Origin of the sequence: Hylemonella gracilis str. Niagara R, from assembly GCF_000600295.1 — a bacterium.
In the GTDB taxonomy this organism is placed as follows: Bacteria; Pseudomonadota; Gammaproteobacteria; order Burkholderiales; family Burkholderiaceae_C; genus Hylemonella; species Hylemonella gracilis_A.
The window spans coordinates 1,345,598-1,369,030 of record NZ_JEMG01000001.1 but is presented as its reverse complement, the minus strand read 5'-3'; the positions used below and the strand labels follow the sequence as shown (position 1 = coordinate 1,369,030).

Sequence of the window (23,433 nt, the reverse complement as noted above, 5' to 3'; positions counted from 1 at the left end):
CCGGCTGTAGGTACCAAAGCAAAAGCCCGCTTGAAAAGCGGGCTTGAAGCGTGGTGTCGGAACCCGGAATCGAACCCGCGCGCAAAGCGCGCTTCACATTCGGCCGCACGCAAGGCGTGCCGGTTCGGTTCCGGCTGTAGGTACCAAAGCAAAAGCCCGCTTGAAAAGCGGGCTTGAAGCGTGGTGCCGGAGGCCGGAATCGAACCGGCACGCCTTGCGGCGGGGGATTTTGAGTCCCCTGCGTCTACCAATTTCACCACTCCGGCACGGAGAGAGAAGCTGCGAATTATGGCACAGTGCGGCCCATGAACGACGCAGCACAGACCCTGAAATCCGGCTACCCGAGCATCGAGGACGCCATCGGCAAAACCCCCCTGGTGGCCCTGCAGCGCATCGGCGCGACGGAGAACACGAAACGCGGCAACGTGATCCTGGGCAAGCTGGAAGGCAACAACCCGGCAGGATCGGTGAAGGACCGCCCGGCGCTGTCCATGATCCGCCGGGCGGAAGAACGCGGCGAGATCAAGCCGGGCGACACCCTGATCGAGGCCACCTCGGGCAACACGGGCATCGCCCTGGCCATGGCGGCGGCCATCAAGGGCTACCGCATGGTGCTCATCATGCCGGAGGACCTGTCCATCGAGCGCGCCCAGACCATGAAGGCCTTCGGCGCGGAACTCATCCTCACGCCCCGCGCGGGCGGCATGGAATACGCCCGCGACCTGGCCGACAAGATGGTGGCCGAAGGCAAGGGCCGGGTGCTGGACCAGTTCGCCAACCAGGACAACCCGCGCATCCACTACGAGACCACCGGACCCGAACTGTGGGAGCAGACCGGCGGGCGCATCACCCATTTCGTGAGCGCCATGGGCACCACGGGCACCATCACCGGGGTGGCGCGTTTCCTGAAGGAAAAGAACCCGGCCATCCGCATCGTCGGGGCGCAACCGGCCGAAGGCGCACGCATCCCCGGCATCCGCAAATGGCCACAGGAATACCTGCCCAAGATCTACGACGCCAGCCTGGTGAATGAGCTGATCTACGTCGGCCAGGACGACGCGGAAGACATGTGCCGCCGGCTGGCGCGGGAAGAAGGCATCTTCGCGGGCATTTCGGCTGCCGGGGCGCTGTGGGCCGCCCAGCAGGTCGCCCAGCAGGTGCGCGATGCCACCATTGTGTTCATCGTCTGCGATCGGGGTGACCGTTACCTGTCCACGGGCGTCTTCCCGGCCTGATACATGGCCCGAATTCAGGGTCGCTTCCCACCTGGGGGGCGTTGACGGGCCGCAGGAACCCTGCCCCGATCAGGGGTAGACCCGGACATGCCAGGCCAGGGCGACCGAGCGGATCAAACAGGCTCAAGAGGCCCTACACTACCCGTCAACCGGCGGTGTGACCGAGATGCGCGGAAAAAAACGCCGATCCGAGAACAAAAAGGAGAATTTTTCCCATGTCGGATGACGGAAGCGAAGCACAACAAGGCATTGACAGCTTGGTCCTGTCGGAGCAAGGCATGCGCGTGATCGCGCAGGTGAGCGCGGCCGAGAGCCGCACCCCCCTGACCGGTGGCACGATACGGAACCTGCTTGACCAGGCCGGCTACGGCGCCTGGATGATCCTGGACGATGGCGTTGCTGTACTGGCCGAACGGTGGGAAAACTCGCCCGAAAGCTTCGAGGTTGCGATCGCCGAAAAACGCGATGCCTCCGTGATGGTGGGGGTGGCCGCCGACGGTTCGGTCGCCTGGCTGCAGGTGGCCCCCGCGCGCGGCGGCAAGTCGCTGCAACGCGCCGACGTGGCACGCGCCATGCAGCAGGCCGGCGTGGTGTTTGGCATCGACGAAAAAGCCGTGCTGCTGGCCTGCAAGGCCGTGATGCCGACCAAGATCGAGGTGGCTTTCCAGAAGCCCCCCGTGGACGGCGCCGACGCCGAATTCAAACTATTGATCAAGACCGTGGCCGTGCGTGTGCCCCAGGTCAACGAGCAAGGCCTGATCGACTTCCGCGAACTGGGCGACATCCCCTTCGTGCATCCGGGCACGCCGCTGATGCGCCGCATCCCCGCCACCCAAGGGGTGCCTGGGCGCGACGTGCGCGGCAACGCCGTGCAGCCCACGCCAGGCATCGATACGCCATTCGCCAACGTGCTCAAGGGCGTGCGCTATGCACCGGGCGACTTCAACGTGCTGGAAGCCGACATCAAGGGCCAGCCCGTGCAGGTGGAAAACGGCATGCTGGTGGAAGACCTGCTGTCGCTTGACACGGTGGACATGGACAGCGGCAACATCAGCTTCGATGGCAGCATCCAAATCAAGGGCGACGTGATGGCGAACATGAAGGTCAAGGTGACCGGCAACATCGTCATCGGCGGCACGGTCGAGGGCGCGGAGTTGGAAGCCGGCGGCGATATCCAGATCGGTCGCGGCATCATCGCCCATGCCAAGGTCAAGGCCGAGGGCGCGGTGTCGGCCAAGTTTGTCGAGAACTCAGAAATCTCGGCTGGCACGGTCATTTCCATCGATGACATGGTGCTACAGAGCGAGCTGCAGGCGCTCAACCAGGTGATCGTGGGCATCAAGGCCCAGAAGCGCGGCCGCATCGTCGGCGGCACCACGCGCAGCATGATGCTGGTGCGCGCTCCGCAGATCGGCGCGGACGACGCCAGTGGCCTGACCACGGTGCAAGTGGGCGTGAACCCCATCCTGGAAGCCAAGCTGCAGAATGTGCTGGCCGAGATTGTCAAGGTGGAAGCCGAACAGGACAACCTGAAAAAGGCCGTGCAGCACCTCAAGGTCAGTGGCGACAAGAACAACCAACTGCCGCGCGCGCAGACCGCGTTGCAACAGGCGCTGCAGGCCTGGGCCAAGCTGCTCAAGGAAAAGAACAAGCTGGAGGAACAGCTGGCCATGTTCCAGGATGCGCGTATCGAAGTCACCCAGGGGATGGAAGGCTCGGTCGCCCTGATCTTCGGCAAGCGCTCACGCCGAGTTCAGAAACCCTATGACGCCGGCGCTTTCACGCTCGACCCGAGTGGCCACATCCTGCACATCGATTCGCGTGGCACCTCCACCGTGGTGAGCTGAGCGAGACGACGGACCGCCCATGCAGATCGACCGTGAGCTGGACACGCGGGGGCTGAACTGCCCTCTGCCCATCCTGAAGGCCAAGAAAGCCCTGTCCGAGATGAGCAGCGGCCAGGTGCTGCGCGTGGTCTCGACTGACCCGGGCTCCAAGCGCGACTTCGCGGCCTTCGCCAAGCAGACCGGCAATGCGTTGCTGGACCAGAGCAGCGAGGGTGCGGATTTCATCCATGTGCTGAAGCGGCGCTGAGCACGCCGCTCTGCCCCGGTGGCTGAAGTAACCGATCAAACGGCCAAGGTCTTCAGGTACTCGCGGAAGCTCCCACCCACTTCCGGATGGGCCAGGGCCAATTCCACCGTGGCCTGCAGAAAACCTTCCTTGCTACCGCAGTCATAACGCTTGCCCGCGTAGGTGTAGGCGTACACCGTCTCCTGCGCCAACAGCCCGGCAATGCCATCGGTCAGCTGAATCTCGCCTCCCGCGCCACGCGGCTGCTGGCGGATCTGGTTGAACACGGCGGGCGTCAGGATGTAGCGCCCCGACACGCCCAGGCGCGAAGGCGCCTGCTCCGGCGAGGGTTTCTCGACAATGCGCTCGATCTGCATCAGGCGATCCCCGGCCGGCGTGCCGGCCACGATGCCGTAACGCTTGACCTGGTCTTGCGGCACCTCCTGCACGGCCAGCACGCTGCGTCCCTGACGACGGAAGATGTCCGCCATCTGCGCCAGCACATGCTGTCCCTGCATCGGTCCTTCATCCGGGCCGATCATCAGGTCGTCGGCCAGCAGCACTGCGAACGGCGCACCTTCCGTCAGATGCTCGGCACAAAGCACGGCATGGCCCAGGCCCAGGGCGCGCGGCTGGCGCACGTAGGAACAGAGCATGTCGTCCGGCACCACCGAGTTGACCACGGCCAGCAAGGTCTTCTTGTTCGCGTGCTCCAGCTCGTTCTCGAGTTCGTAGGCAGTGTCGAAATGGTCCTCGATGGCGCGCTTGTTGCGCCCCGTCACGAAGACCATGTGGCGAATGCCCGCGGCGTAGGCCTCCTCCACCGCGTACTGAATCAAGGGCTTGTCCACCACGGGCAGCATCTCCTTGGGGCTGGCCTTGGTGGCAGGCAGAAAACGGGTGCCCAGGCCGGCCACGGGAAACACGGCCGTCTTGATCTCATTGTTCATGCGCTCTTCACTCCTTCTTGAATGCGTGCAATCCAGCCGGCAGCATGCCAGCCTTTCATGACGCGATTTTTTCCAGTTGCCCCAACTGGGCCTGGACCTTGGACAGCGTGGCCGTGAAGTCCGCCACGCGCTTCTTCTCCTGCTCGATCACGGCCGGCGGGGCCTTGGCCACGAAGGCCTCGTTGCCCAGCTTGGCCGTGGCCTTGGTGATCTCACCCTGTAGGCGTGCGGCCTCCTTTCCAAGGCGGACCTTCTCTGCGGCGACGTCAATCTCCATGTGCAGGCACAGGCGGGCCTCGCCCACCACGGCAACCGGCGCGGCCTGGGCGGCGCTGGCCCATTCGGACTCGGCCATGAAGACACGCAGCTCGCTGAGCTTGGCCAGGGACTGCAGCACCGGCGCCCATTGCCGCAGGAAATCAGCATCGGTCGAGTTGGCGGCCAGGGCGTAGAGCGGCAAGCGAGTCGAGGGTGAAACGTTCATCTCACCGCGCAGGTTGCGGCAGGCGTCGATGAACTGCTTGAGACGGGCCACCTCGGCCACGGCCTTGTCGTCGATGCGCTCGGGCTGGCTGACGGGATAGTCGGCCACGCTGACCGAAACACCCGATCGACCGGCGACGGGGGCCACCTTCTGCCACAGCTCCTCGGTGATGAAGGGGATGATCGGGTGCGCCAGGCGCAGGATGGTTTCCAGCGTGCGTATCAGTGTGCGGCGCGTCGCGCGTTGCTGCGCTTCATTGCCCGTCTGGATCTGTACCTTGGCGATTTCCAGATACCAATCGCAGAACTCGTTCCAGACGAAGTCGTAGATGGCGTTGGCCACGTTGTCGAGGCGGTATTCCTCGAAACCCTGGGCCACCTCGGCTTCCACCTGCTGCAGGGCGGAGACGATCCAGCGGTCGGCCGGGCTGAAATGCATGTAGCCGGCGAACTGACCGCCGGGCTGGCACTGCTCCTTGGTGTGTTCCTTCAGGCCGCAATCGTGACCTTCGCAATTCATGAGCACGAAACGCGTGGCGTTCCAGAGCTTGTTGCAGAAGTTGCGGTAGCCCTCGCAGCGCTTGCTGTCAAAGTTGATGCTGCGGCCCAACGAGGCCAAGGCCGCGAAGGTGAAGCGCAGCGCGTCCGCGCCGTAAGCGGGAATGCCCTCGGGGAATTCCTTCTCCGTGTTCTTGCGCACCTGGGGCGCGGTCTCGGGTTTGCGCAGGCCGGTGGTGCGCTTGTCCAGCAAGGGGGCAAGCGCGATGCCATCGATCAGGTCCACCGGGTCGAGCACATTGCCCTCGCTCTTGCTCATCTTCTTGCCCTGAGCGTCGCGCACCAGGCCGTGGATGTAGACATGCTTGAAAGGCACGCGACCGGTGAAGTGGGTCGTCATCATGATCATCCGGGCGACCCAGAAAAAGATGATGTCGTAGCCCGTGACCAGCACGGTGCTGGGCAGGTAGAGGTCGTAGTCCTTGGTCGGCGAGGCGTCGTTCAGCGCCTCGGGCCAGCCCATGGTGCTGAAAGGCACCAGGGCGGAGGAGTACCAGGTGTCCAGCACGTCTTCGTCGCGCGTGAGCTTTTTACCAGCGCCGGCCTGCGCCTGCGCCTCGGCTTCGTTGCGGGCCACATAGACCTTGCCGTCCTCGTCGTACCAGGCCGGGATCTGGTGCCCCCACCAGAGCTGGCGGCTGATGCACCAGTCCTGGATGTTGTTCATCCACTGGTTGTAGGTATTGACCCAGTTTTCGGGCACGAACTTCACCTCGCCAGACGCCACGGCGTCGATGGCTTTTTGGGCGATGCTCTTGCGTGTCGGGTCCTGTTCGCCGACCTTGCTCATGGCCACGAACCATTGGTCGGTCAGCATGGGCTCGACGACTTGACCCGTGCGCGCACAGATCGGCAGCATCAGCTTGTGGGCCTTGATGTCCTGCAGAAAACCTTGCTCCTGCAAATCCTTGACCACGGCCTTGCGGGCATCAAAACGGTCCAAGCCCTGGTAGGCCTTGGGACCGTTCTCGTTGACCTTGGCGTCCAGCGTGAAGATGGTGATCAACGGCAGGTTGTGGCGCTGCGAGCAAGCGTAGTCGTTGAAGTCATGCGCACCGGTGATCTTGACGCAGCCCGAGCCGAAGGCGCGGTCCACGAAGTCGTCGGCAATGATGGGGATCGTGCGGTCCATCAGCGGCAGCACGACACGCTTGCCGACAAGGTGCTTGTAGCGCTCGTCCTCGGGGTGCACGGCCAGCGCCCCGTCGGCCATCATGGTTTCAGGCCGCGTGGTGGCGATCACCATGCCGGGGCGCACCTCGTCGGCCGCGCCGTCGATGCCCTTGATGATCTGCGGACCGTCGACGAAGGGGTAGAGCACGTAATGCATCTTGCCTTCGGCCTCGGTGCTTTCCACCTCCAGATCCGACACGGCGGACTGCAGCACCGGATCCCAGTTCACCAAGCGCTTGCCGCGGTAGATCAGGCCCTGCTCATACAGGCGCACGAAGGTCTCGGTCACGACGGTGGACAGCTTCTCGTCCATCGTGAAGTACTCGTGACCCCAGTCCACGCTGTCGCCCAAACGGCGCATCTGCGTGGTGATGGTGTTGCCGGATTTCTCCTTCCACTCCCAGACCTTGGCGACGAAGTTGTTGCGACCCAGGTCGTGGCGGCTGACCTTCTGCTCCTGCAACTGGCGCTCCACCACGATCTGGGTGGCGATGCCCGCGTGGTCCGTGCCCGGCACCCACAGCGTGTTGTGGCCGCGCATGCGGTGGTAGCGCGTCAACGAGTCCATGATGGTCTGGTTGAAGGCATGGCCCATGTGCAGCGTGCCCGTGACGTTGGGCGGCGGCAGCTGGATGGCGAAGGACGGGGCGCCGGCCTGCGGCTGGCCCGTGCCACGGACACCCGCCTTGCCGTAGCCGCGTTGTTCCCACTCAGGGCCCCAGTGCGCTTCCAGCGCGGAGGGTTCAAAGGACTTGGACAGACTGGCAAGGCCGGGTTGCTGGATGGCTTCGGTCATGGTGTGGATGCCGTGAGACGAGAGATATGGGAAGAGTGGGGAAAGATGCGGCCAGGCTGGCTGGCATCGCGCAGGGACGGGCGCTTTCTGCGCCGTAGGTGCACCCTCGAAGCAAGGGATTTTAGGACATGGGCCAAAGTCCCTTCCTGGGTGCACGGCCCCAGCCAGACCTGGAGCAGGGCGGGCGGGCATCGGTTTTGAAATAATCCCACCATGCCCTCCCCTCTGGCGCCCTGGCGCGCACGCCTGCCCGCCCTTTTCCCCTTCCTGAACTGGCCACGCCCCACGAGCGCGCTGCTGCGCGGCGAAGCCCTGGCCGGGCTGACCGTGGGCCTGATGCTGATCCCGCAGAGCGTGGCCTATGCCACGCTGGCGGGTATGCCGCCCGTGACCGGCATCTACGCGGCCATCCTGCCGGCCATCATCGCCGTGCTGTTCAGCTCCTCGACCCGGCTGGCCGTCGGCCCCACGGCGCTCACCGGCCTGCTGGTCGGTGCCGGGCTGGCGGGCGCGGTGCCCGGCCTGCAGCCCGGTTCGGCACAGTGGGTGCAGCTGGCCGTCTGGCTGGCCCTCCTGTCCGGGCTGCTGCAGCTGCTGCTGGGCTTCATGCGTTTCGGCTGGTTGCTCAATGTGGTCAACGCCCCCGTGCTGACGGCCTTCACCCAGGCTGCGGCCCTGCTGATCATTGGTTCCCAATTGCGCGCCTTGCTGGGCCTGGGCGCCGGATCGCATGGTGCCTCCGACTGGCTGTCCTTGCTCGCCACGCCCCAAAACGTCATCACCGCGATCGACGGGCGCGCCCTGGCCTACGGCGCGGGCACGCTGGCCTGGCTGCTTCTGGCCCGGCGCTGGCGCCCGGGTTTCCCGGCGGTGCTGCTGGCCGTGCTGGCCACGGCCAGCCTGTCTTACCTGATGGGCTTCGAGACCTCAGGGGGCGCCGTGGTAGGGGCCCTGCCCGCCGGCCTGCCCGCGCTGACCTTGCCCGGTTGGCCGGGCTGGGAGCTGCTGGGCGCCTTGCTGCTGCCCACCTTGGTGATCACGCTGATCAGCTTTCTGGAAACGGCTTCCAGTGCGAAGGTGGACCATGAGCGCAGCGGCACCCGCTGGGATCAGGACCAAGACCTGATCGGCCAGGGCCTGGGCAAGATCGCCGCGGGCTTCTCGGGGGCCTTCCCGGTCAGCAGTTCTTTCTCGCGCTCGGCGCTCAACCTCTACGCGGGCGCGCGCACCGGCTGGGCCACCGTGTTCAGCGCCGTGGTCGTGCTGCTGGCCCTGCTGTTCTTCATACCGGTGCTGCACCATGTGCCGCTGGCCGTGCTGGCGGCCATCGTCGTGGTCGCGGTGCTGGGCCTGCTCAAGCCCCACGAGTTCACGCGGGTCTGGCGCATGGCCCGGGTGGAGGCCGCGATCGCCGCGCTCACCTTCGCCGTCACCCTGCTGGCCGCGCCCCAGCTCTACTGGGGTGTGTTGACGGGTGTCGTGCTCTCGCTCGGCCACTTCCTCTACACGCGCCTGCACCCGCGCATCATCGAAGTGGGGCTGCACCCCGACGGCAGCCTGCGTGACCGCCACCTCTGGCAGCTGCCGCCGCTGGCCCCGCACACCAGCGGCCTGCGCATGGACGCCGCACTGGATTTCGCAAGCGCGGCCGAATTCGAACGTGCCATCGTGGAACACCTGGCCGCCCACCCCGACACCCGACACCTGGTGCTGTTCGCCCAATCCATCAACCGGCTCGACGCCACGGGCGCGGAGACCTTTCTGAAGCTGGCCCAGCATCTGCGCGAGCGCCAGGTGCTGCTGCACCTCAGCGGTTTGAAACTCCCCGTGGAGCAAACCCTGCTGCGCGCGGGCTGGCGAGCGGACGACCCGGCCCACCGGCTGTACCGCACGGACGCGGAAGCGCTGGCCGCCTTGGCCCTGTTGCGTGACGCGGCCGCGCCCTGACGCTCCGGGCAGGGTCGCGGCCTTCGGCTACACTCCCGCCCCAAATTCACTCGATCAGGTTCGCGCATGGCGCTGCCATCCAGCATCACCCCTGCCTTTTCGCCCGATCGGCCAGCACGCTGCACCCTGTCCTGCGTGGTCCCAGCCTACAACGAGGCGGGGCACTTGGCCGCCTTCATCGATGACTTGGCCCGGGCTCTGCAGCCCCTGTGCGCCTCCCTTGAAATCATCGTCGTGAACGATGGCAGCACGGACGCAACGGACAGCGTGATGGCCTCCCTGCTGCCCCGGCCCGGTCTGCGCTACCTGTCGTTGGCGCGCAATTTCGGCAAGGAAGTCGCGCTGACAGCGGGCATCGAACATGCGCGCGGCGACGCGGTGATCCTGATCGACGCAGACTACCAGCACCCGCTGACGCTGCTGCCCGAGATGATCCGGCTCTGGCGCGATGGCTATGACATGGTGTACGGCGTGATGGCCAGCCGGGAGAAGGAAGGCCTGTGGCGACGCTGGGGCGTGGGCATGTTCTACGGCCTGATGGAACTGAGTTCTTCCATCCGCATGCCACGTCATGCGGGGGACTTCCGACTGCTGGACCGCAAGGTCGCCGACGCGCTGCGCCAGTTGCCCGAACGCAACCGCTTCATGAAGGGGCTCTACGCCTGGGTGGGCTACCGCAGCATCGGACTGCCCTTCACACCGGCCGAGCGGGCTTCGGGCCATTCCAGCTTCAACCTGCATCGGCTGGCGCAATTGGCGGTCAACGGCATCATGGCCTTCACCACCTTGCCGCTGCGCGTCTGGAGTGGCATAGGCGCGATGATCTCCTTGGGGGCCTTCTGTTACGGCCTGTACATCGTGGTGGAACACCTGATCTGGGGCAACGATGTGCGCGGCTGGCCCACGCTGGCGGCGGGGCTGATGTTCTTCTCCGGCATCCAGCTGATCTCGATCGGCATCGTCGGGCAGTACCTGAGCCAGGTGTACGACGAAGTCAAGCGCCGGCCCTTGTACCTGCTCGCACGGGACGTGGACGGCGGTGTGGCGGCACATGCGAATCCGGATGCGGGTTCGCATGCAAGTGCCCAAGCCGAAGCGAAACAAGGCCGGGGGCCATGACCCCCATCACCGTCTGCGCGGATGACTACGCGCAGAACACCGCGATCAGCACGGGCATACTGGAACTGCTGGACCGAGACCGCCTGAGCGCGATCAGCTGCTTCAGCACGGCCACGCGTTGGCACGCATGGGCGGCCCCCGCCTTGCGTGAGCGCTTGGCCGAGGACGGGAGCACGCAACCCGTGGCGGACCTGGGCCTGCACTTCAATCTCACGGAGGGTTTCGGCGCGCCCGCCATGGCCTCCCTGCCGGGCCTCGTCTTGCGCAGCCTGGCGGGCGAACTGCGCCGCAAAGCCGTTCGGACGATGATCTCCACGGCCTTGCAACGACAACTCGACGCCTTTGAACAGGGTTTGGGTCGCGGACCGGATTTCATCGATGGCCACCAGCATGTGCACCAGCTCCGAGGCGTGCGCGAGGTGCTGCTGGAGGTTCTGGCGCGACGCTACCCCCGGGGGAGTCCGTCTGGTTCGGGCCTCGCCACGCAGGGCGTGGGCGGCCTCGCCGCTACCGGCCCCTGGGTGCGCAACACGGTGCCGGCCGACCCAGGCTGGCGCGGCAAACCCAGGGTCCTGGCACTGCTGGGCGGTCATGCCTTCGCGACCGAGCTGTCACGCCACGGCGTGCCAAGCAACCGGGGCTTCGCAGGCGTCTATGGGTTTGACCGCCCGGACTATGGCGCCTGCTTCGCGCAGTGGTTGCAAGCCGCCCAGCCGGGGATGCTGATCATGTGCCACCCGGCGCGCGAGGCGCAAGAAGCCGATGGCGCGCCCGACTCGATCGCAGCCCAGCGGCTCGTGGAGCACCGGTATTTCATGTCTTCGGCCTACCCCGAAGCACTGCGCGCCGCGAACGTGCAACTGCGCAAACTGTCGGCCCTGCTGCCATGACGCGGCCAGCGCTGTACCAACCCTTTCAGGATCGTCAGGCACGCAAGACCTGGATGCTCATGTCGTTGGCGCTGCTCGCCTGCTTCGCGCTGATGTGGCCGCTGCAGTGGCTCACGCCCATGCATTCGGACGATTACGCCTACACGCACAAGGGCATCGGCTGGGCCGCGACCTGGAAGCACTACACCAGCTGGAGTGGTCGGCTGGTGGCCGACTTCCTGTCCAGCGCCGTGCTCAGTCAGCGCAGCCATGGCTTTGCCGCCACCGTCAACACCCTGGCCTTTGTCGCATTGATCGCGCTGCTCTGGTGGCTCCCGCGTTTTGAGTGCGCTCCACGCGCTCAGGCCACCCCTGCGGGTCCCTCGTCGTCGCCCTCATCCCAAGCCGCGAACGCAGTCCAGACTTTCGCCCTGCTGTTCCTGCTGTATTGGCTGGGCAACCCCGCTCTGGGTGAAATCAATTTCTGGCTCGTCGGCTCAGCCAACTACGTGTGGACGAACGTGCTGCAGCTGCTGTTTCTCGGCCTCTACCTCCGCGAGGCGCTGGCAGTCAGGGCGGTGGCGCCTGCGAGCCGCGCGGGCAACTCCTGGCGCTCGGTTCTGACGCTGCTGCTCTCCCCCATCGCGGGATGCACCAACGAAAACACCAGCCTCTCGACCCTGCTGCTGATGGGCCTGGTCGGTCTTCATGTGCTGTTGGTGCGGGACGGCGGACGCTGGCGGGCCGTGCATGGCAGGCTCCTGGCCTACGGCGTGGGCTACGCGCTGGGCATGGCAGCCCTGCTGCTCGCGCCGGGCAATGCGGTCCGTCAGCAGATCTTCATCAAGTGGAACAAGCTGGGCTGGGACGACCGGATCCTGCTGCACTTCACCGAGCGCGTGCCCCTGGCCCTGCACCATCTGGGTCTGGTCTTGTTGACTGTGCTGGTGCTCTTGCTGATCACGCAACGACTCACGGCGGCACCCAACCGGCAACACCGTGCCCTGAGCTGGCTTTTCATGTTGGCGGCGGTGTTTTCCTTGGCCATCATGGTCGCGTCGCCGGTGCTGCCGCAACGGTCGCTCGCCGGCACCCACATGTATCTGTTGTTGGCCATCAGTGCCCTGTTGGTCTCCTGGGAACAACACGGCGGCGATGCCGGTACCACGCGTCGCTTGCGGCGTGGCTTGAACGTTTTCACGGTGGGCCTGGCGCTGGTGTTCGCGCTGTCTCATGGCCTGATGCTGCGCGCCTACCACCAGGTGGCGCAGCAGAACACCGTGCGTCAGCAGATCATCCACGAGGGCATGGCGCGCGGTGATGTCTACATCTTCATTCCGAAGTACCACTGGCTGCCACTCTTGCGCGACGAGTCCGAACCATTCACTGAGTTCTTCAATGACGAAATGATGAGCTGGTACGAAGGCACCTGGGCCGCGATACGGCAGTTCGAGGTCTCGGGGCCTTACCGCACGGCCGAGCAGGCGCGGGCCATGCTATCGCCCGGGCAAAAGGCCGCGCAGCAGGCGATGCAAGCCTGGGGCCGGGACATCCGCAAGAGGCCACGTTGATGACACGCAGGACCCAATTCGCCCAGCTCGTCCGACAGTTGACCAGCTTCGTCGCCGTGGGTGTGACGGCCGCCCTCACACATTGGAGCGTGACTGTGCTGCTGGTGACCTGGCTGGACTGGACGCCCCCGCTGGCGAACGTCGCCGGTTGGTTGATCGCCTTTGTCGTGTCCTTCGCAGGCCACCACTTCCTGACCTTCCGCTCCTGTGGGGCACGCTGGAATGTGGCCGCGCGTCGCCTCTTCCTGATTTCGTCCGGCAATTTCGTGCTCAACGAAATCGCCTACGTCGCGTTGCTGCGCGGCACCGACCTGCCTTACGACGGGCTGCTGGCCGGCATTCTGATCGTGCAGGCCGTGCTGACTTTCCTCGCCAGCCGCTACTGGGCGTTCAGGTCTGGGCCCCGTCGTGAAGCGCCCTGAGTCATCCGCATAATCCGCTCCATGCTGTTTCTTCTTTCTCCCGCCAAGTCCCTGGACTACGACAGTCCGGTCGACAAAGACCTGCCCCACAGCCAGCCCCTGTTCATCAAGCAGGCCACCGAGCTCATCCAAGTCCTGCGCGGCTACGCACCGCAGCAAATCGCCGAATTGATGGACCTGAGCGATGCGCTCTCGCAACTCAATGTGGCACGCTACGCGGCCTGGACACCGAAATTCACCGCCAAGAACTCGCGCCAGGCCGTGCTGGCCTTCAACGGCGATGTGTACGAAGGGCTGGACGCGAAGACGCTGCCACGCGAAACCCTGGATTGGATGCAAGACCATGTCTGCATCCTCAGCGGCCTCTACGGCGTGCTGCGTCCGCTGGACTGGATGCAGCCTTACCGCCTCGAGATGGGCACGGCCCTGCCGACAGAAAAAAACGGCAAAGCCTGCAAGAACCTCTACCAGTTCTGGGGTCGCGCGATCGCCGACCACCTGAACCTGCGCCTTGAAGACGAAAAGAACCCCATCGTCGTCAACCTGGCCTCGCAGGAGTACTTCAAGTCCGTGGACCGCAAGGTGCTGCAGGCCCGTGTCGTTGAATGCGTGTTCGAGGACTACAAGGGCGGCCAGTACAAAGTGATCAGCTTCAACGCCAAGCGCGCGCGCGGCCTGATGGCCCGCTACGCCGCCAGCAAGCGTGTCACCACGCCCAAGCAGTTGGAAAAGTTCAAGGTGGACGGGTATGGCTTCGACGCCGCGGCGTCCGAGCCGGACCGCCTGGTATTCCGTCGCAGAGTCCAGGACTGACCCTCATGGCCATGACCCCCCCCGCACCCACGCCCGAAGACTCCCAGCTCGGCAAGGCCTCCGCCTACACCGACCAGTACGACCCCCGTCTGCTGTTCCCGCTGCCGCGCGCGGCCAAGCGCGAAGAGATTGGCATCCCCCAGCTCAAGAAAGGCAGCACCCTGCCCTTCCTGGGGGCGGACCTCTGGACCGCGTATGAGCTGAGCTGGCTCAACGCGCGCGGCAAACCGCAGGTGGCCATCGCCCACGTCACCGTGCCCTGCGAGACGCCCAACATCGTCGAGAGCAAGTCCTTCAAGCTCTACCTCAACAGCTTCAACAACACCAAGTTCACCGACGCCGACGAGGTGAAGGTCAGGCTGCGCATGGACCTGAGCGAGGCTGTCTGGCGCGGCTCGGGCAAGTCCGGCTTCGTGGGCCTGCGCCTGCTCACGCCCGAGCAGTTCGACCAGGAACCCATCCACGAACTCGACGGCCTGAGCATCGACCGCCTCGACGTGGAATGCACGCAGTACCAACCCGCGCCCGAACTGCTGAGCGCCGCCTTCGACGAACAGCCGGTGACGGAAACGTTGACCAGCGGTTTGCTCAAGAGCAATTGCCTGGTGACCGGGCAACCCGATTGGGGCAGCGTGCAGATCAGCTACAGCGGCCCGCAGATCGACCAGGCTGGCCTGCTTCAGTACTTGGTGAGTTTCCGCCAGCACAACGAATTCCACGAGCAATGCGTGGAGCGCATCTACATGGACGTGATGCGCCGCTGCAAACCGACCAAACTGACGGTCTACGCGCGCTACACGCGCCGCGGCGGCCTGGACATCAACCCCTGGCGCAGCAGCCACCCGCAGACCTTGCCGCCCAACGTGCGCACGGCGCGGCAGTGAGGCGGTTCTCGCGCTGCGCGCAGATACCCCGTGAGGCGACCCCACGCCAGGCCCGCGCCTATCGTTTTCCGTGTTCGGCGCCTTTGCCAGCCAGGGCGGAGAAGGCCCGGATGATGTCCCCGACCAGTTTGCGTTGCGACGGGGGCAGATTCAGAAAGGCTTCGAAGGTTTCACGCTCGGTGTAGCCGACGCCATCTTCCCAGCGCTGCTCCCTGGCCTGCAGGCGGGCTCGCGCCTGGACCCCGAAACGCAAGACGCTGGGCTCGACACGCAACAGCTCGGCCAGCACCACCAGCTTGTCCTGGGCGGGAATCGCCTCGCCCTTCAACCAGCGCGACACCGCCTGGAAGGTGACCGAGCGGCCCCAGTAGCGGCTGTTGAACAAGTTCAACAGCACGCTGGGTCTCGAGTCCAATCCCGCCGCCAGCATGGCCTCGCGCAGGCGCCGGGCGAATTCGAGCTTGTTGTCCATGCCCGGAAACTAAATTTCGACGGCATGGGAAATGCACTAGCTGTTGAACCATAAATTCAATTGATAGTTTCAACAAACATGCGTGGCCGCGGTTGAACCCGCTGGCGCGCAGCCACTGCGCGGCACGTCGCTCACGCCTGCGCCAGCGGGGCCAGGCGCCAGCACACGCGCAGGGTCATGCTCTCGCCCTGGCCCAGCACCCGCAGGCCCGGACGGCCTGGCAGGTGGAAGGCATCAATGGGCTGGGTGATGGGCTCGAAGCAGAAGGCCGGCCCCTGCGGCGGGCGATAGATCAGGCAGAAATGCTGGGCCGCGCCGCCGTCCTGCTCGAAATCCGGCATGTGGACGTCCAGCGCCAAGCCGTGCTCCGGCCATTCGATGCGGGCCTGGCCACCCCAGCCCGAGTAGCCGTTGTCAATCAGATCACCATGGGCCAAGACGCCCTGGTTCAGATCCCAACCGTCGGGGTACTGCGTGGTATGGCCCACGGGCAAGGGGTCCTTGCCGCTGAGCCACACCCCCTGCACCGGGGCCGTGACCCGCGTGCGGGGCGTGCGCGGAAACCAGGGGTGCAGGCCGATGCCATGCGGCAGGGGCTGAGCACCGAGGTTGCTCAGCCGCACCTCCTGGTCCAACCCGCCCTGAACCAGACGGAAGGTCTGCACGGCCTCGTAGTCGTAGGGGTTGCCCTGGAAGCCGCGTGAGCGCAGCGACATCTCCAGCGTGTCGGGCGCGGGCTGGCTCAGCGTCCAGGGCTGCAGCCAGCCATCGCCATGGATGGGGTAAGGCTCGCCCGCGCGGTTGGGCTGCATGGGGTGGAAACGGCCGTCCTGCTCGAAGCCACCGCCACTGATGCGGTTGGACCAGGGCACCATCGCGAAGGAGGCGAGGCTGTTCTGGTCCGGCGTGTGGCCGTCCCAGGGACGCAAGAGGTCCAGCCGACCTTGGGGAGCCGAGGGATGGTCCACCTGCCAGGCGGCCATGCCACCACCCAGGGTAGGGACCAGGCCCAGATGCTGCCCCGCGTGGTGCAGCCAGACGACGGGATGGGCGGGGGTACTCATGCAATCACTTTCATCAAGACAAGAAGGTTAAAAACACAATAAGAAAGAAGCAGCGCGAAACCCAAGCGACCTGGGCACACAAAACGATGGGCCAAGTGAGGCCACGGACAGCACCGGCGCGCGAACCGGCTAACCACCGTAGAGGTGGGCGGGCAAGCCCGGACTGTCCACCTCCACCGCGAACAGCCCCCCGGCCAGCGGTTCGGCTGCCAATTGCGCCGACCCCATGCCAACCCGGGCCGTGGAGATGTAGAGCGTGCGCAGGTCCGGGCCGCCGAAGGCGCAATTGGTGACCTGGGCCGTGGGCAAGCTCACGCGGGCCAGTTCATCCGCGGTCTGCGGGTCATGGCAAGTCACCCGGGCGCCGCCCCAATGGGCGATCCAGAGGCGGCCCAACGCGTCCGTGGTCATGCCGTCGGGCAGGCCCTCGTCGGGCGCGAACCGCTTCCAGAGCACCTTGTGGGACAGGGAGCCGGCGACAGGGTCGTAGTCGTAGCGGTAGACGCAGCCCTGCACAGTGTCGTTGAAGTACATGAAACGAGGACGCTGCGGTCCGCCCCCGCTCCAGGTCGGCCCGTTGGTGACGGCAAAGCCGTCTTCGTGGCGCGTGCAACGGCCGTCCGGGTCCAGGCGATAGAGCGCGCCACTGGGCGCCTCGCAGGCGAAATCCATGGAGCCGGCCCAGAACCGCCCCTGGGCGTCGCACTTGCCGTCATTGAAGCGGTTGCCGGTGCGCTCGGGTTCGGGTTGGTGCAGATAACGGGGTTCGCCACCGCTGGCCGGGTCGAACAGGGCGTAGCCCCGGCGCAGGGTCACCACCAGGCCAGGCCCATGAGCGCGTTCGGCCAGGGCAGAGATTTCCTCGGCGAAAGTCCATCGGGTCTGGACGCCGCTGCGCGGGTCCCAGCGGTGCAGCTGGCGCGACAGGATGTCCACCCAGTACAGCACCTGCTCGCGCACCGACCACAGCAGGCCCTCGCCGAGTTCGGCGCCGGCGGCCTGCACACAACGCGGCGCACCGATCACGGGCGCGAGGGACTCAGGCCGCCAGGGCGTGGCGGGAGGATGTTCCAGGGCCGGCATGCATGTCTCCATCTGTTGTTTTGACCTGTTCCGGGCAAGGCTCCGGCGCAGGCCTCTTGACACGGCCCATCTTATCAACGCACATTAATACACGGAATCTATTTTTTTCCTATTGATTGATAACTTAATTGATATGACCACTCTTGCTACCTCTTCTGCTCCCCGCCAGTTCAGCCAGTTTCCCAGCCTGAAAGGCCGCAACGTCTTTGTCACTGGCGGCGGCAGCGGCATTGGCGCCGCCATCGTGAGCGCCTTCGCCGAACAGGGTGCGCGCGTGGCCTTCGTGGACGTGGCCCGTGATGCCAGCGAGACGCTGGCCCAGCAACTGGCCGATGCCGGTCATGCCCGCCCATGGTGGCGCGTGTGCGATGTGCGGGACGTGCGGGCGCTGCAATCGGCGGTCCACGATGCCGAGAAAGAGTTGGGGGACTTCTCGGCCCTGGTCAACAACGTGGCCAACGACGACCGCCACACCCTGGAATCCGTCACGCCTGAGTACTACGACGAGCGCATGGCCATCAACGAACGACCGGCCTTCTTCGCCATCCAGGCGGTGGTGCCGGGCATGCGCCGCCTGGGCGGCGGTTCGGTGATCAACCTGGGTTCCACGGGCTGGCAGGGCAAGGGCGGGGCCTACCCCTGCTACGCCATCGCCAAGTCCTCGGTCAACGGCCTGACGCGCGGGTTGGCCAAGCCCCTGGGGCTGGACCGCATCCGCATCAACACCGTCTCGCCCGGCTGGGTCATGACCGAGCGCCAGATCAAGCTCTGGCTGGACGCGGAGGGCGAGCAGGAAATCAAGCGCAACCAGTGCCTGCCCGACAAGCTGCAGCCGCACGACATCGCGCGCATGGTGCTGTTCCTGGCCTCGGACGACGCGGCCATGTGCACCGCCCAGGAATTCAAGGTGGACGCAGGCTGGGTTTGAATTCGGCTCAACCCCCTGAGGCGCTGCGCGCCTTCCCCCTTCTCTCGAAATGCTGCGCAATTCGGGAAGGGGACACCGCCAGCGCGGCGGGGCGGCCCTTGCGCGGCGGTTCTGGCCTGGGCCGCGCCGCTACCAAGCAGCGTCGACCGGCGTGAGGTCCGGATGAAGGCAACGCCTAGTCGCCAGCGTCCAGCCGGCGCCCATATTGCGCCAGACTGGTCTGCTTGATCGCCTTCATCATCACCTTGGCCGCGGGCGAGAGCAGGCGGTCGGTGCGGGTGATGATGCCGAAGTCGTCCATGTGGCAAGGCAGGTCGATGGGCAGCACCGACATGAGGCCGTGCGCGGCGTAATACTGCGCCACATCGACCGCCAGCACGGCCACCATGTCGCTTTGCTGCAGCATGCGGGTGATGAAGAGCAGCGACGAGGTTTCCACGGTGTTGAGCGGCGGGGGCAGGCCCTCCTGCTGAAACATCAGGTCGAAGCGGTGGCGCAGCACGCTGCCCGAGGGCGGGACGATCCAACCCGCCGACACCACGTCGCGCAAGGTCAGACCGCTCATGCCCAGCAAGGCATGGCCGGGCCGGGCCACGGCGCAGACCTGTTCGCTGGTGAGCGGCTCGTAGCGCAGGTGGGCTTTGTCGTGCTCGGCGAACAGGCGCCCCACCAGGATGTCCAGCCGCCCCTGCTCCAGGCGCTCCAGCAGCACCGGGCTGGTCTCGATGTCCAGAGACACGCGCAGGGTCGGGTGCTCCTGCTTGACCAGGGCCACGGCCGCCGGCAGCACGCGCAGGCCCGGCGAGGTGATGGCGCCCACGCCCACCTGACCGAAATGCCCGGTCTTGAGCGCGCCCAGCTCGTCGTGCGCCTGGTTCAAGCTGGCCAGGGCCATACGGGCGTGCCGAATCATGGTTTCCCCGTACCAGGTCGGCCGCATGCCGCGCGGCAGGCGCTCGAACAGGGGCACCTCCAGCACATCCTCCAGATCCTTGAGCAATTTGGAGGCGGCCGGCTGGGTCATGCTGAGCACTTGCGCGGCCCGGTGGATATTGCCCTCTTCGGCCAGGGCCACCAGCAGCAGCAGCTGGCGGGTTTTGAGGCGGGCGCGGATGAACCAGTGGTTGTAGGTGCTCATCTGGTTTTCCAGAATGCAGATAGTGATATGTATTTTGCACAAAAATCTATTGGATTGATATCAAAATCAACCCTAGACTCCGCCGCCATACCCCGCAAAGGCGACCGTTTCATGAAACCTGGTGAGATCCAACCCAACCCCCGGCACTACATCAACGGGCGCTGGGTCAGTGGCAGCACCACGGGCATCAGCAGCAACCCCTCGGACACGCGTGAAGTGGTGGCCGAATACGCGCGGGCCGACCGCAACCAAGCCGAAGAAGCCGTGCGGGCCGCCGCCGACGCCCTGCCTTCCTGGAGCCTGAGCACGCCCCAACGCCGCGCCGATGCGCTGGACCAGATCGGCGGTGAAATCCTGGCGCGCAAGGACGAGCTGGGCAAACTGCTGGCGCGCGAAGAAGGCAAGACCCTGCCCGAAGCGGTGGGCGAAGTGGCGCGCGCCGGGCAAATCTTCAAGTTCTTCGCAGGCGAGGCGCTGCGGGTGCCGGGTGACACGATCGCCTCGGTGCGCCCGGGCGTGCAGGTGGACGTGACGCGTGAACCCGTGGGCGTGGTGGGCCTGATCACCCCATGGAACTTCCCCTTCGCGATTCCCGCCTGGAAGATCGCGCCCGCCCTGGCCTACGGCAACACCGTGGTCTTCAAGCCGGCCGAGCTGGTGCCGGCCTGCGGCTGGGCGCTGACCGAGATCATCAGCCGCAGCGGCCTGCCCGCTGGCGTCTTCAACCTGGTCATGGGCAGTGGCCGTGAAGTCGGCCAGACCCTGGTGGACCATCCCCAAATCAACGCACTGAGCTTCACCGGTTCGGTACCCACCGGCGAGCGCATCCTGCAGGCGGCCAGCGCGCGACGCGCCAAGGTGCAACTGGAAATGGGAGGCAAGAACCCGCTGGTGGTGCTGGCCGACGCCGAACTGGACCAGGCCGTGGAATGCGCGCTGCAAGGCGCGTATTTCTCCACGGGCCAACGCTGCACGGCATCCAGCCGATTGATCGTGGAAGCCAAGGTGCACGACGCCTTCGTGGCCAAGCTGCGCCAGCGTCTGGTGGACCTGAAGGTCGGCCATGCCCTGGAGCGCGGCATCGAGATGGGACCGGTGGTCGACAAATCCCAGCTGGACCAGGACCTGGCCTACATCGAGATCGCGCGCAACGAAGGCGCCGAACATGTCTGGGGCGGCGAACGCCTGCAACGCGCGACCCCCGGGCATTACATGAGCCCGGCCCTCTTCCTGGCGCGGCCCGAGCACCGCATCGCCCGCGAGGAAGTGTTCGGCCCCGTGGCCTGCGTGCTGCGCGCCGACGACTATGACCACGCCCTGGCCTTGGCCAACGACACGCCCTTCGGCCTGTGCGCGGGCATCTGCACCACCTCGCTCAAGCACGCCATGCATTTCAAGCGGCACGCGGACGTGGGCATGACCATGGTCAACCTGCCCACGGCGGGGGTGGACTTCCATGTGCCCTTTGGCGGACGCAAGGCCTCCAGCCATGGGCCGCGCGAACAGGGCCGTTACGCCGCCGAGTTTTTCACCACGGTCAAGACCGGCTATATGCTGGCTTGATCATTTTTTCTCACTTCAACAACCTAGGAGACAAGACCATGAGATTCAACCGCCGCATCCTCACCATCGCCCTGGCCTGCGCGCCGCTGGGCGCCCTGCTGCCCGCGAGCGCCTGGGCTCAGAAACCGCTGGTGATGGGATTCAGCCAGGTGGGCGCCGAAAGCGAATGGCGCACGGCCAACACGGAGTCCATCAAGTCCGCCGCGAAGGAAGCGGGCATCGAGCTCAAGTTCTCGGACGCCCAACAAAAGCAGGAAAACCAGATCAAGGCCATCCGTTCCTTCATCGCGCAAAAGGTGGACGTGATCGCCTTCTCGCCGGTGGTGGAGTCGGGCTGGGAGCCGGTGCTGCGCGAAGCCAAGGCCGCCAAGATCCCGGTCATCCTGACCGACCGCGCGGTCAACGTGAAGGACACCTCGCTGTACGTCACCTTCATCGGCTCCGACTTCGTCGAGGAAGGCCGCAAGGCGGGCCGCTGGCTGGTTGAGAAGATGAAGAACGAGAAGGGCGCGGTCAACATCGTCGAGCTGCAAGGCACCGTGGGTTCCGCGCCCGCGATCGACCGCAAGAAGGGCTTCGAGGAAATCATCAAGGCCGATCCGAAGTTCAAGATCATCCGCTCGCAGACCGGTGACTTCACGCGCGCCAAGGGCAAGGAAGTCATGGAAGCCTTCCTGAAGGCCGAGGGCAAGAAGATCAACGTGCTGTACGCGCACAACGACGACATGGCCATCGGCGCCATCCAGGCCATCGAAGAAGCGGGCCTGAAGCCGGCCAAGGACATCATCATCATCTCCATCGACGCGGTGAAGGGAGCCTTCGAGGCCATGATCGCCGGCAAGCTCAATGTGAGCGTGGAATGCAGCCCCCTGCTGGGCCCGCAACTGATGGCCGCCGCCAAGGACATCAAGGCTGGCAAGCCGGTGCAAAAGCGCATCGTGACCGAGGAAGGCATCTTCCCCATGGAAATCGCCGCCCGGGAATTCCCCAAGCGCAAGTACTGATCGACTTGATCAAGCGGTGGGCGCAGGCATCGCCCCGCTGATCCACGGATCGGCGGGGTGCGCCGATTGCGCTCCCGAATGAATGGACAGAGCTGGCGCGCCCGCCCGGGCACGCCTGAAACACACCGCCTCGCGCATTCCGCGCGATCAGGCACCAAGAACAACATGCAGGAGATCAAGCCATGAAACGAACCACTCTTCAGGCCATGCTGGCCACCCTGACCCTGGGCGTGCTCGGCACCCTGGGCCTCGCGCACACCGCGTCCGCGCAGGACAAGGGCAGCATCGGCATCTCGATGCCCACCAAGTCCTCGTCGCGCTGGATCGCCGACGGCAACAACATGGTCCAGGTGCTGAAGGCGCGCGGTTACCGCACCGAGCTGCAGTACGCGGAAGACGACATTCCGAACCAGCTGGCCCAGATCGAGAATATGATCACCAAGGGCGTGAAGGTGCTGGTGATCGCCTCCATCGACGGCACCACCCTGTCGCGCGTGCTGCAAAACGCGGCCGACAAGGGCATCAAGGTCATCGCCTACGACCGGCTGATCCGCGGCTCTAAGAACGTGGACTACTACGCCACCTTCGACAACTTCCAAGTCGGTGTGCTGCAGGCCACCTCCATCGTCGACAAGCTGGGCTTGAAGCAGGGCAAGGGCCCGTTCAACATCGAGCTGTTTGGCGGCTCTCCCGACGACAACAACGCCTACTTCTTCTATGACGGCGCCATGAGCGTGCTGCAGCCTTACATCGACAGCGGCAAGCTGGTGGTGCGCAGCAAGCAGACCGGCATGAACAAGGTCGGCACGCTGCGCTGGGACGGCGCGGTCGCGCAGGCCCGCATGGACAACCTGCTGTCCGCCTACTACGGCAAGGACAAGGTGCATGCCGTGCTCTCGCCCTACGATGGTCTGTCCATCGGCATTCTGTCCTCGCTCAAGGGCGTGGGCTACTGCACGGCGCAACAGCCCTGCCCGGTGGTCAGCGGCCAGGACGCGGAGATTCCGTCCATCAAGTCCATCCTGCGTGGCGAACAGCATTCCACCGTGTTCAAGGACACGCGTGAGCTGGCCAAGGTCGCCGCCAACATGGTGGACGCCGTGCTGTCGGGCAAGACCCCCGAGATCAACGACACCAAGACCTACAACAACGGCGTCAAGGTCGTGCCCTCCTACCTGCTCAAGCCGGTGGCGGTGGATGCCTCCAATTGGAAACAGGTGCTGGTGGGCAGCGGTTATTACACCGAAGCCCAGCTCAAGTAATCCGGTACTGTTCGACGGAGCGTTTT

Annotated in this window: 20 protein-coding genes and 1 tRNA gene; 14 read left to right on the top strand and 7 right to left on the bottom strand. The window is 65.4% G+C overall.

All coding sequences use genetic code 11. The annotated features are described in order from the left end of the window. Positions 1–181 precede the first annotated feature (181 nt). Positions 182–266: transfer RNA gene (locus AZ34_RS06285), tRNA-Leu, on the bottom strand. Between the two features lie 39 nt (positions 267–305). Between AZ34_RS06285 and cysM the strand changes: the two genes are divergently transcribed. The 3 genes from cysM to AZ34_RS06270 all read left to right on the top strand — a co-directional run bounded on the left by cysM (position 306) and on the right by AZ34_RS06270 (position 3,329). After that, positions 306–1,235: a cysteine synthase CysM gene (cysM, locus tag AZ34_RS06280; protein WP_035606042.1), complete on the top strand. Its 930-nt coding sequence runs from the start codon at positions 306–308 to the stop codon at positions 1,233–1,235. A gap of 215 nt (positions 1,236–1,450) precedes the next feature. After that, a complete protein-coding gene (locus tag AZ34_RS17560; protein ID WP_051509572.1) occupies positions 1,451–3,082 on the top strand; it encodes a FapA family protein in 1,632 nt (543 codons plus the stop codon). Between the two features lie 19 nt (positions 3,083–3,101). Continuing rightward, a complete protein-coding gene (locus AZ34_RS06270) occupies positions 3,102–3,329 on the top strand; it encodes a sulfurtransferase TusA family protein (protein WP_035606039.1) in 228 nt (75 codons plus the stop codon). Positions 3,330–3,364: 35 nt separating this feature from the next. On the opposite strand, the gene galU is transcribed toward AZ34_RS06270, so the two are convergent. Next, the gene (galU, locus tag AZ34_RS06265) at positions 3,365–4,258 is read right to left on the bottom strand and encodes a UTP--glucose-1-phosphate uridylyltransferase GalU (protein ID WP_035606036.1); all 894 of its coding nucleotides are present in this window, start codon (positions 4,256–4,258) and stop codon (positions 3,365–3,367) included. Between the two features lie 55 nt (positions 4,259–4,313). After that, the gene (locus tag AZ34_RS06260; RefSeq protein ID WP_035606034.1) at positions 4,314–7,268 is read right to left on the bottom strand and encodes a valine--tRNA ligase; all 2,955 of its coding nucleotides are present in this window, start codon (positions 7,266–7,268) and stop codon (positions 4,314–4,316) included. 213 nt (positions 7,269–7,481) lie between these two features. Here AZ34_RS06260 and AZ34_RS06255 point away from each other — a divergent pair, with 213 nt between their 5' ends. The 7 genes from AZ34_RS06255 (at position 7,482) to queF (ending at position 14,893) form a co-directional block, all read left to right on the top strand. After that, positions 7,482–9,215: a SulP family inorganic anion transporter gene (locus AZ34_RS06255; protein ID WP_051509571.1), complete on the top strand. Its 1,734-nt coding sequence runs from the start codon at positions 7,482–7,484 to the stop codon at positions 9,213–9,215. A 66-nt stretch (positions 9,216–9,281) separates the two neighbouring features. Next, complete coding sequence (locus AZ34_RS06250; RefSeq protein ID WP_051509570.1) at positions 9,282–10,334, top strand: glycosyltransferase family 2 protein; 1,053 nt, start codon at positions 9,282–9,284, stop codon at positions 10,332–10,334. Then, on the top strand, positions 10,331–11,224 hold the full coding sequence (locus AZ34_RS06245) for a ChbG/HpnK family deacetylase (RefSeq protein ID WP_035606032.1): 894 nt from the start codon (positions 10,331–10,333) through the stop codon (positions 11,222–11,224). Before AZ34_RS06250 ends, AZ34_RS06245 begins: the two co-directional genes overlap by 4 nt. After that, the gene (locus AZ34_RS06240) at positions 11,221–12,774 is read left to right on the top strand and encodes a DUF6056 family protein (RefSeq protein WP_035606029.1); all 1,554 of its coding nucleotides are present in this window, start codon (positions 11,221–11,223) and stop codon (positions 12,772–12,774) included. Before AZ34_RS06245 ends, AZ34_RS06240 begins: the two co-directional genes overlap by 4 nt. Continuing rightward, entirely contained in the window at positions 12,774–13,196 is a 423-nt protein-coding gene (locus tag AZ34_RS06235; RefSeq protein WP_035606026.1) for a GtrA family protein, read from the top strand. Before AZ34_RS06240 ends, AZ34_RS06235 begins: the two co-directional genes overlap by 1 nt. 21 nt (positions 13,197–13,217) lie before the next feature. Then, positions 13,218–14,009 carry a peroxide stress protein YaaA gene (gene yaaA / locus AZ34_RS06230; protein ID WP_035606023.1) on the top strand — a complete coding sequence of 264 codons (792 nt, stop codon included), beginning with the start codon at positions 13,218–13,220 and terminating at the stop codon, positions 14,007–14,009. A gap of 5 nt (positions 14,010–14,014) precedes the next feature. After that, on the top strand, positions 14,015–14,893 hold the full coding sequence (gene queF / locus AZ34_RS06225) for an NADPH-dependent 7-cyano-7-deazaguanine reductase QueF (RefSeq protein WP_231495472.1): 879 nt from the start codon (positions 14,015–14,017) through the stop codon (positions 14,891–14,893). A 58-nt stretch (positions 14,894–14,951) separates the two neighbouring features. Here queF and AZ34_RS06220 read toward each other — a convergent pair whose 3' ends face one another. From AZ34_RS06220 to AZ34_RS06210, 3 genes are all read right to left on the bottom strand, one after another. Beyond that, a complete protein-coding gene (locus AZ34_RS06220; RefSeq protein WP_035606020.1) occupies positions 14,952–15,365 on the bottom strand; it encodes a transcriptional regulator in 414 nt (137 codons plus the stop codon). Between the two features lie 131 nt (positions 15,366–15,496). Further along, the gene (locus AZ34_RS06215; RefSeq protein ID WP_035606016.1) at positions 15,497–16,429 is read right to left on the bottom strand and encodes an aldose 1-epimerase; all 933 of its coding nucleotides are present in this window, start codon (positions 16,427–16,429) and stop codon (positions 15,497–15,499) included. Between the two features lie 129 nt (positions 16,430–16,558). Beyond that, on the bottom strand, positions 16,559–17,512 hold the full coding sequence (locus tag AZ34_RS06210) for an SMP-30/gluconolactonase/LRE family protein (protein WP_035606014.1): 954 nt from the start codon (positions 17,510–17,512) through the stop codon (positions 16,559–16,561). Between the two features lie 133 nt (positions 17,513–17,645). Here AZ34_RS06210 and AZ34_RS06205 point away from each other — a divergent pair, with 133 nt between their 5' ends. Further along, on the top strand, positions 17,646–18,440 hold the full coding sequence (locus tag AZ34_RS06205; protein ID WP_035606010.1) for an SDR family NAD(P)-dependent oxidoreductase: 795 nt from the start codon (positions 17,646–17,648) through the stop codon (positions 18,438–18,440). Between the two features lie 175 nt (positions 18,441–18,615). Here AZ34_RS06205 and AZ34_RS06200 read toward each other — a convergent pair whose 3' ends face one another. Then, on the bottom strand, positions 18,616–19,578 hold the full coding sequence (locus AZ34_RS06200) for a LysR family transcriptional regulator (RefSeq protein ID WP_035606007.1): 963 nt from the start codon (positions 19,576–19,578) through the stop codon (positions 18,616–18,618). A gap of 111 nt (positions 19,579–19,689) precedes the next feature. Here AZ34_RS06200 and AZ34_RS06195 point away from each other — a divergent pair, with 111 nt between their 5' ends. The 3 genes from AZ34_RS06195 to chvE all read left to right on the top strand — a co-directional run bounded on the left by AZ34_RS06195 (position 19,690) and on the right by chvE (position 23,407). Next, entirely contained in the window at positions 19,690–21,141 is a 1,452-nt protein-coding gene (locus AZ34_RS06195; RefSeq protein WP_035606006.1) for an aldehyde dehydrogenase family protein, read from the top strand. 38 nt (positions 21,142–21,179) lie between these two features. Next, positions 21,180–22,145 (top strand): ABC transporter substrate-binding protein, encoded by a 966-nt coding sequence (locus AZ34_RS06190; protein ID WP_035606004.1) that lies wholly within the window; start codon positions 21,180–21,182, stop codon positions 22,143–22,145. Positions 22,146–22,327: 182 nt separating this feature from the next. Further along, positions 22,328–23,407: a multiple monosaccharide ABC transporter substrate-binding protein gene (gene chvE, locus AZ34_RS06185; protein ID WP_035606002.1), complete on the top strand. Its 1,080-nt coding sequence runs from the start codon at positions 22,328–22,330 to the stop codon at positions 23,405–23,407. Positions 23,408–23,433: the final 26 nt, after the last annotated feature.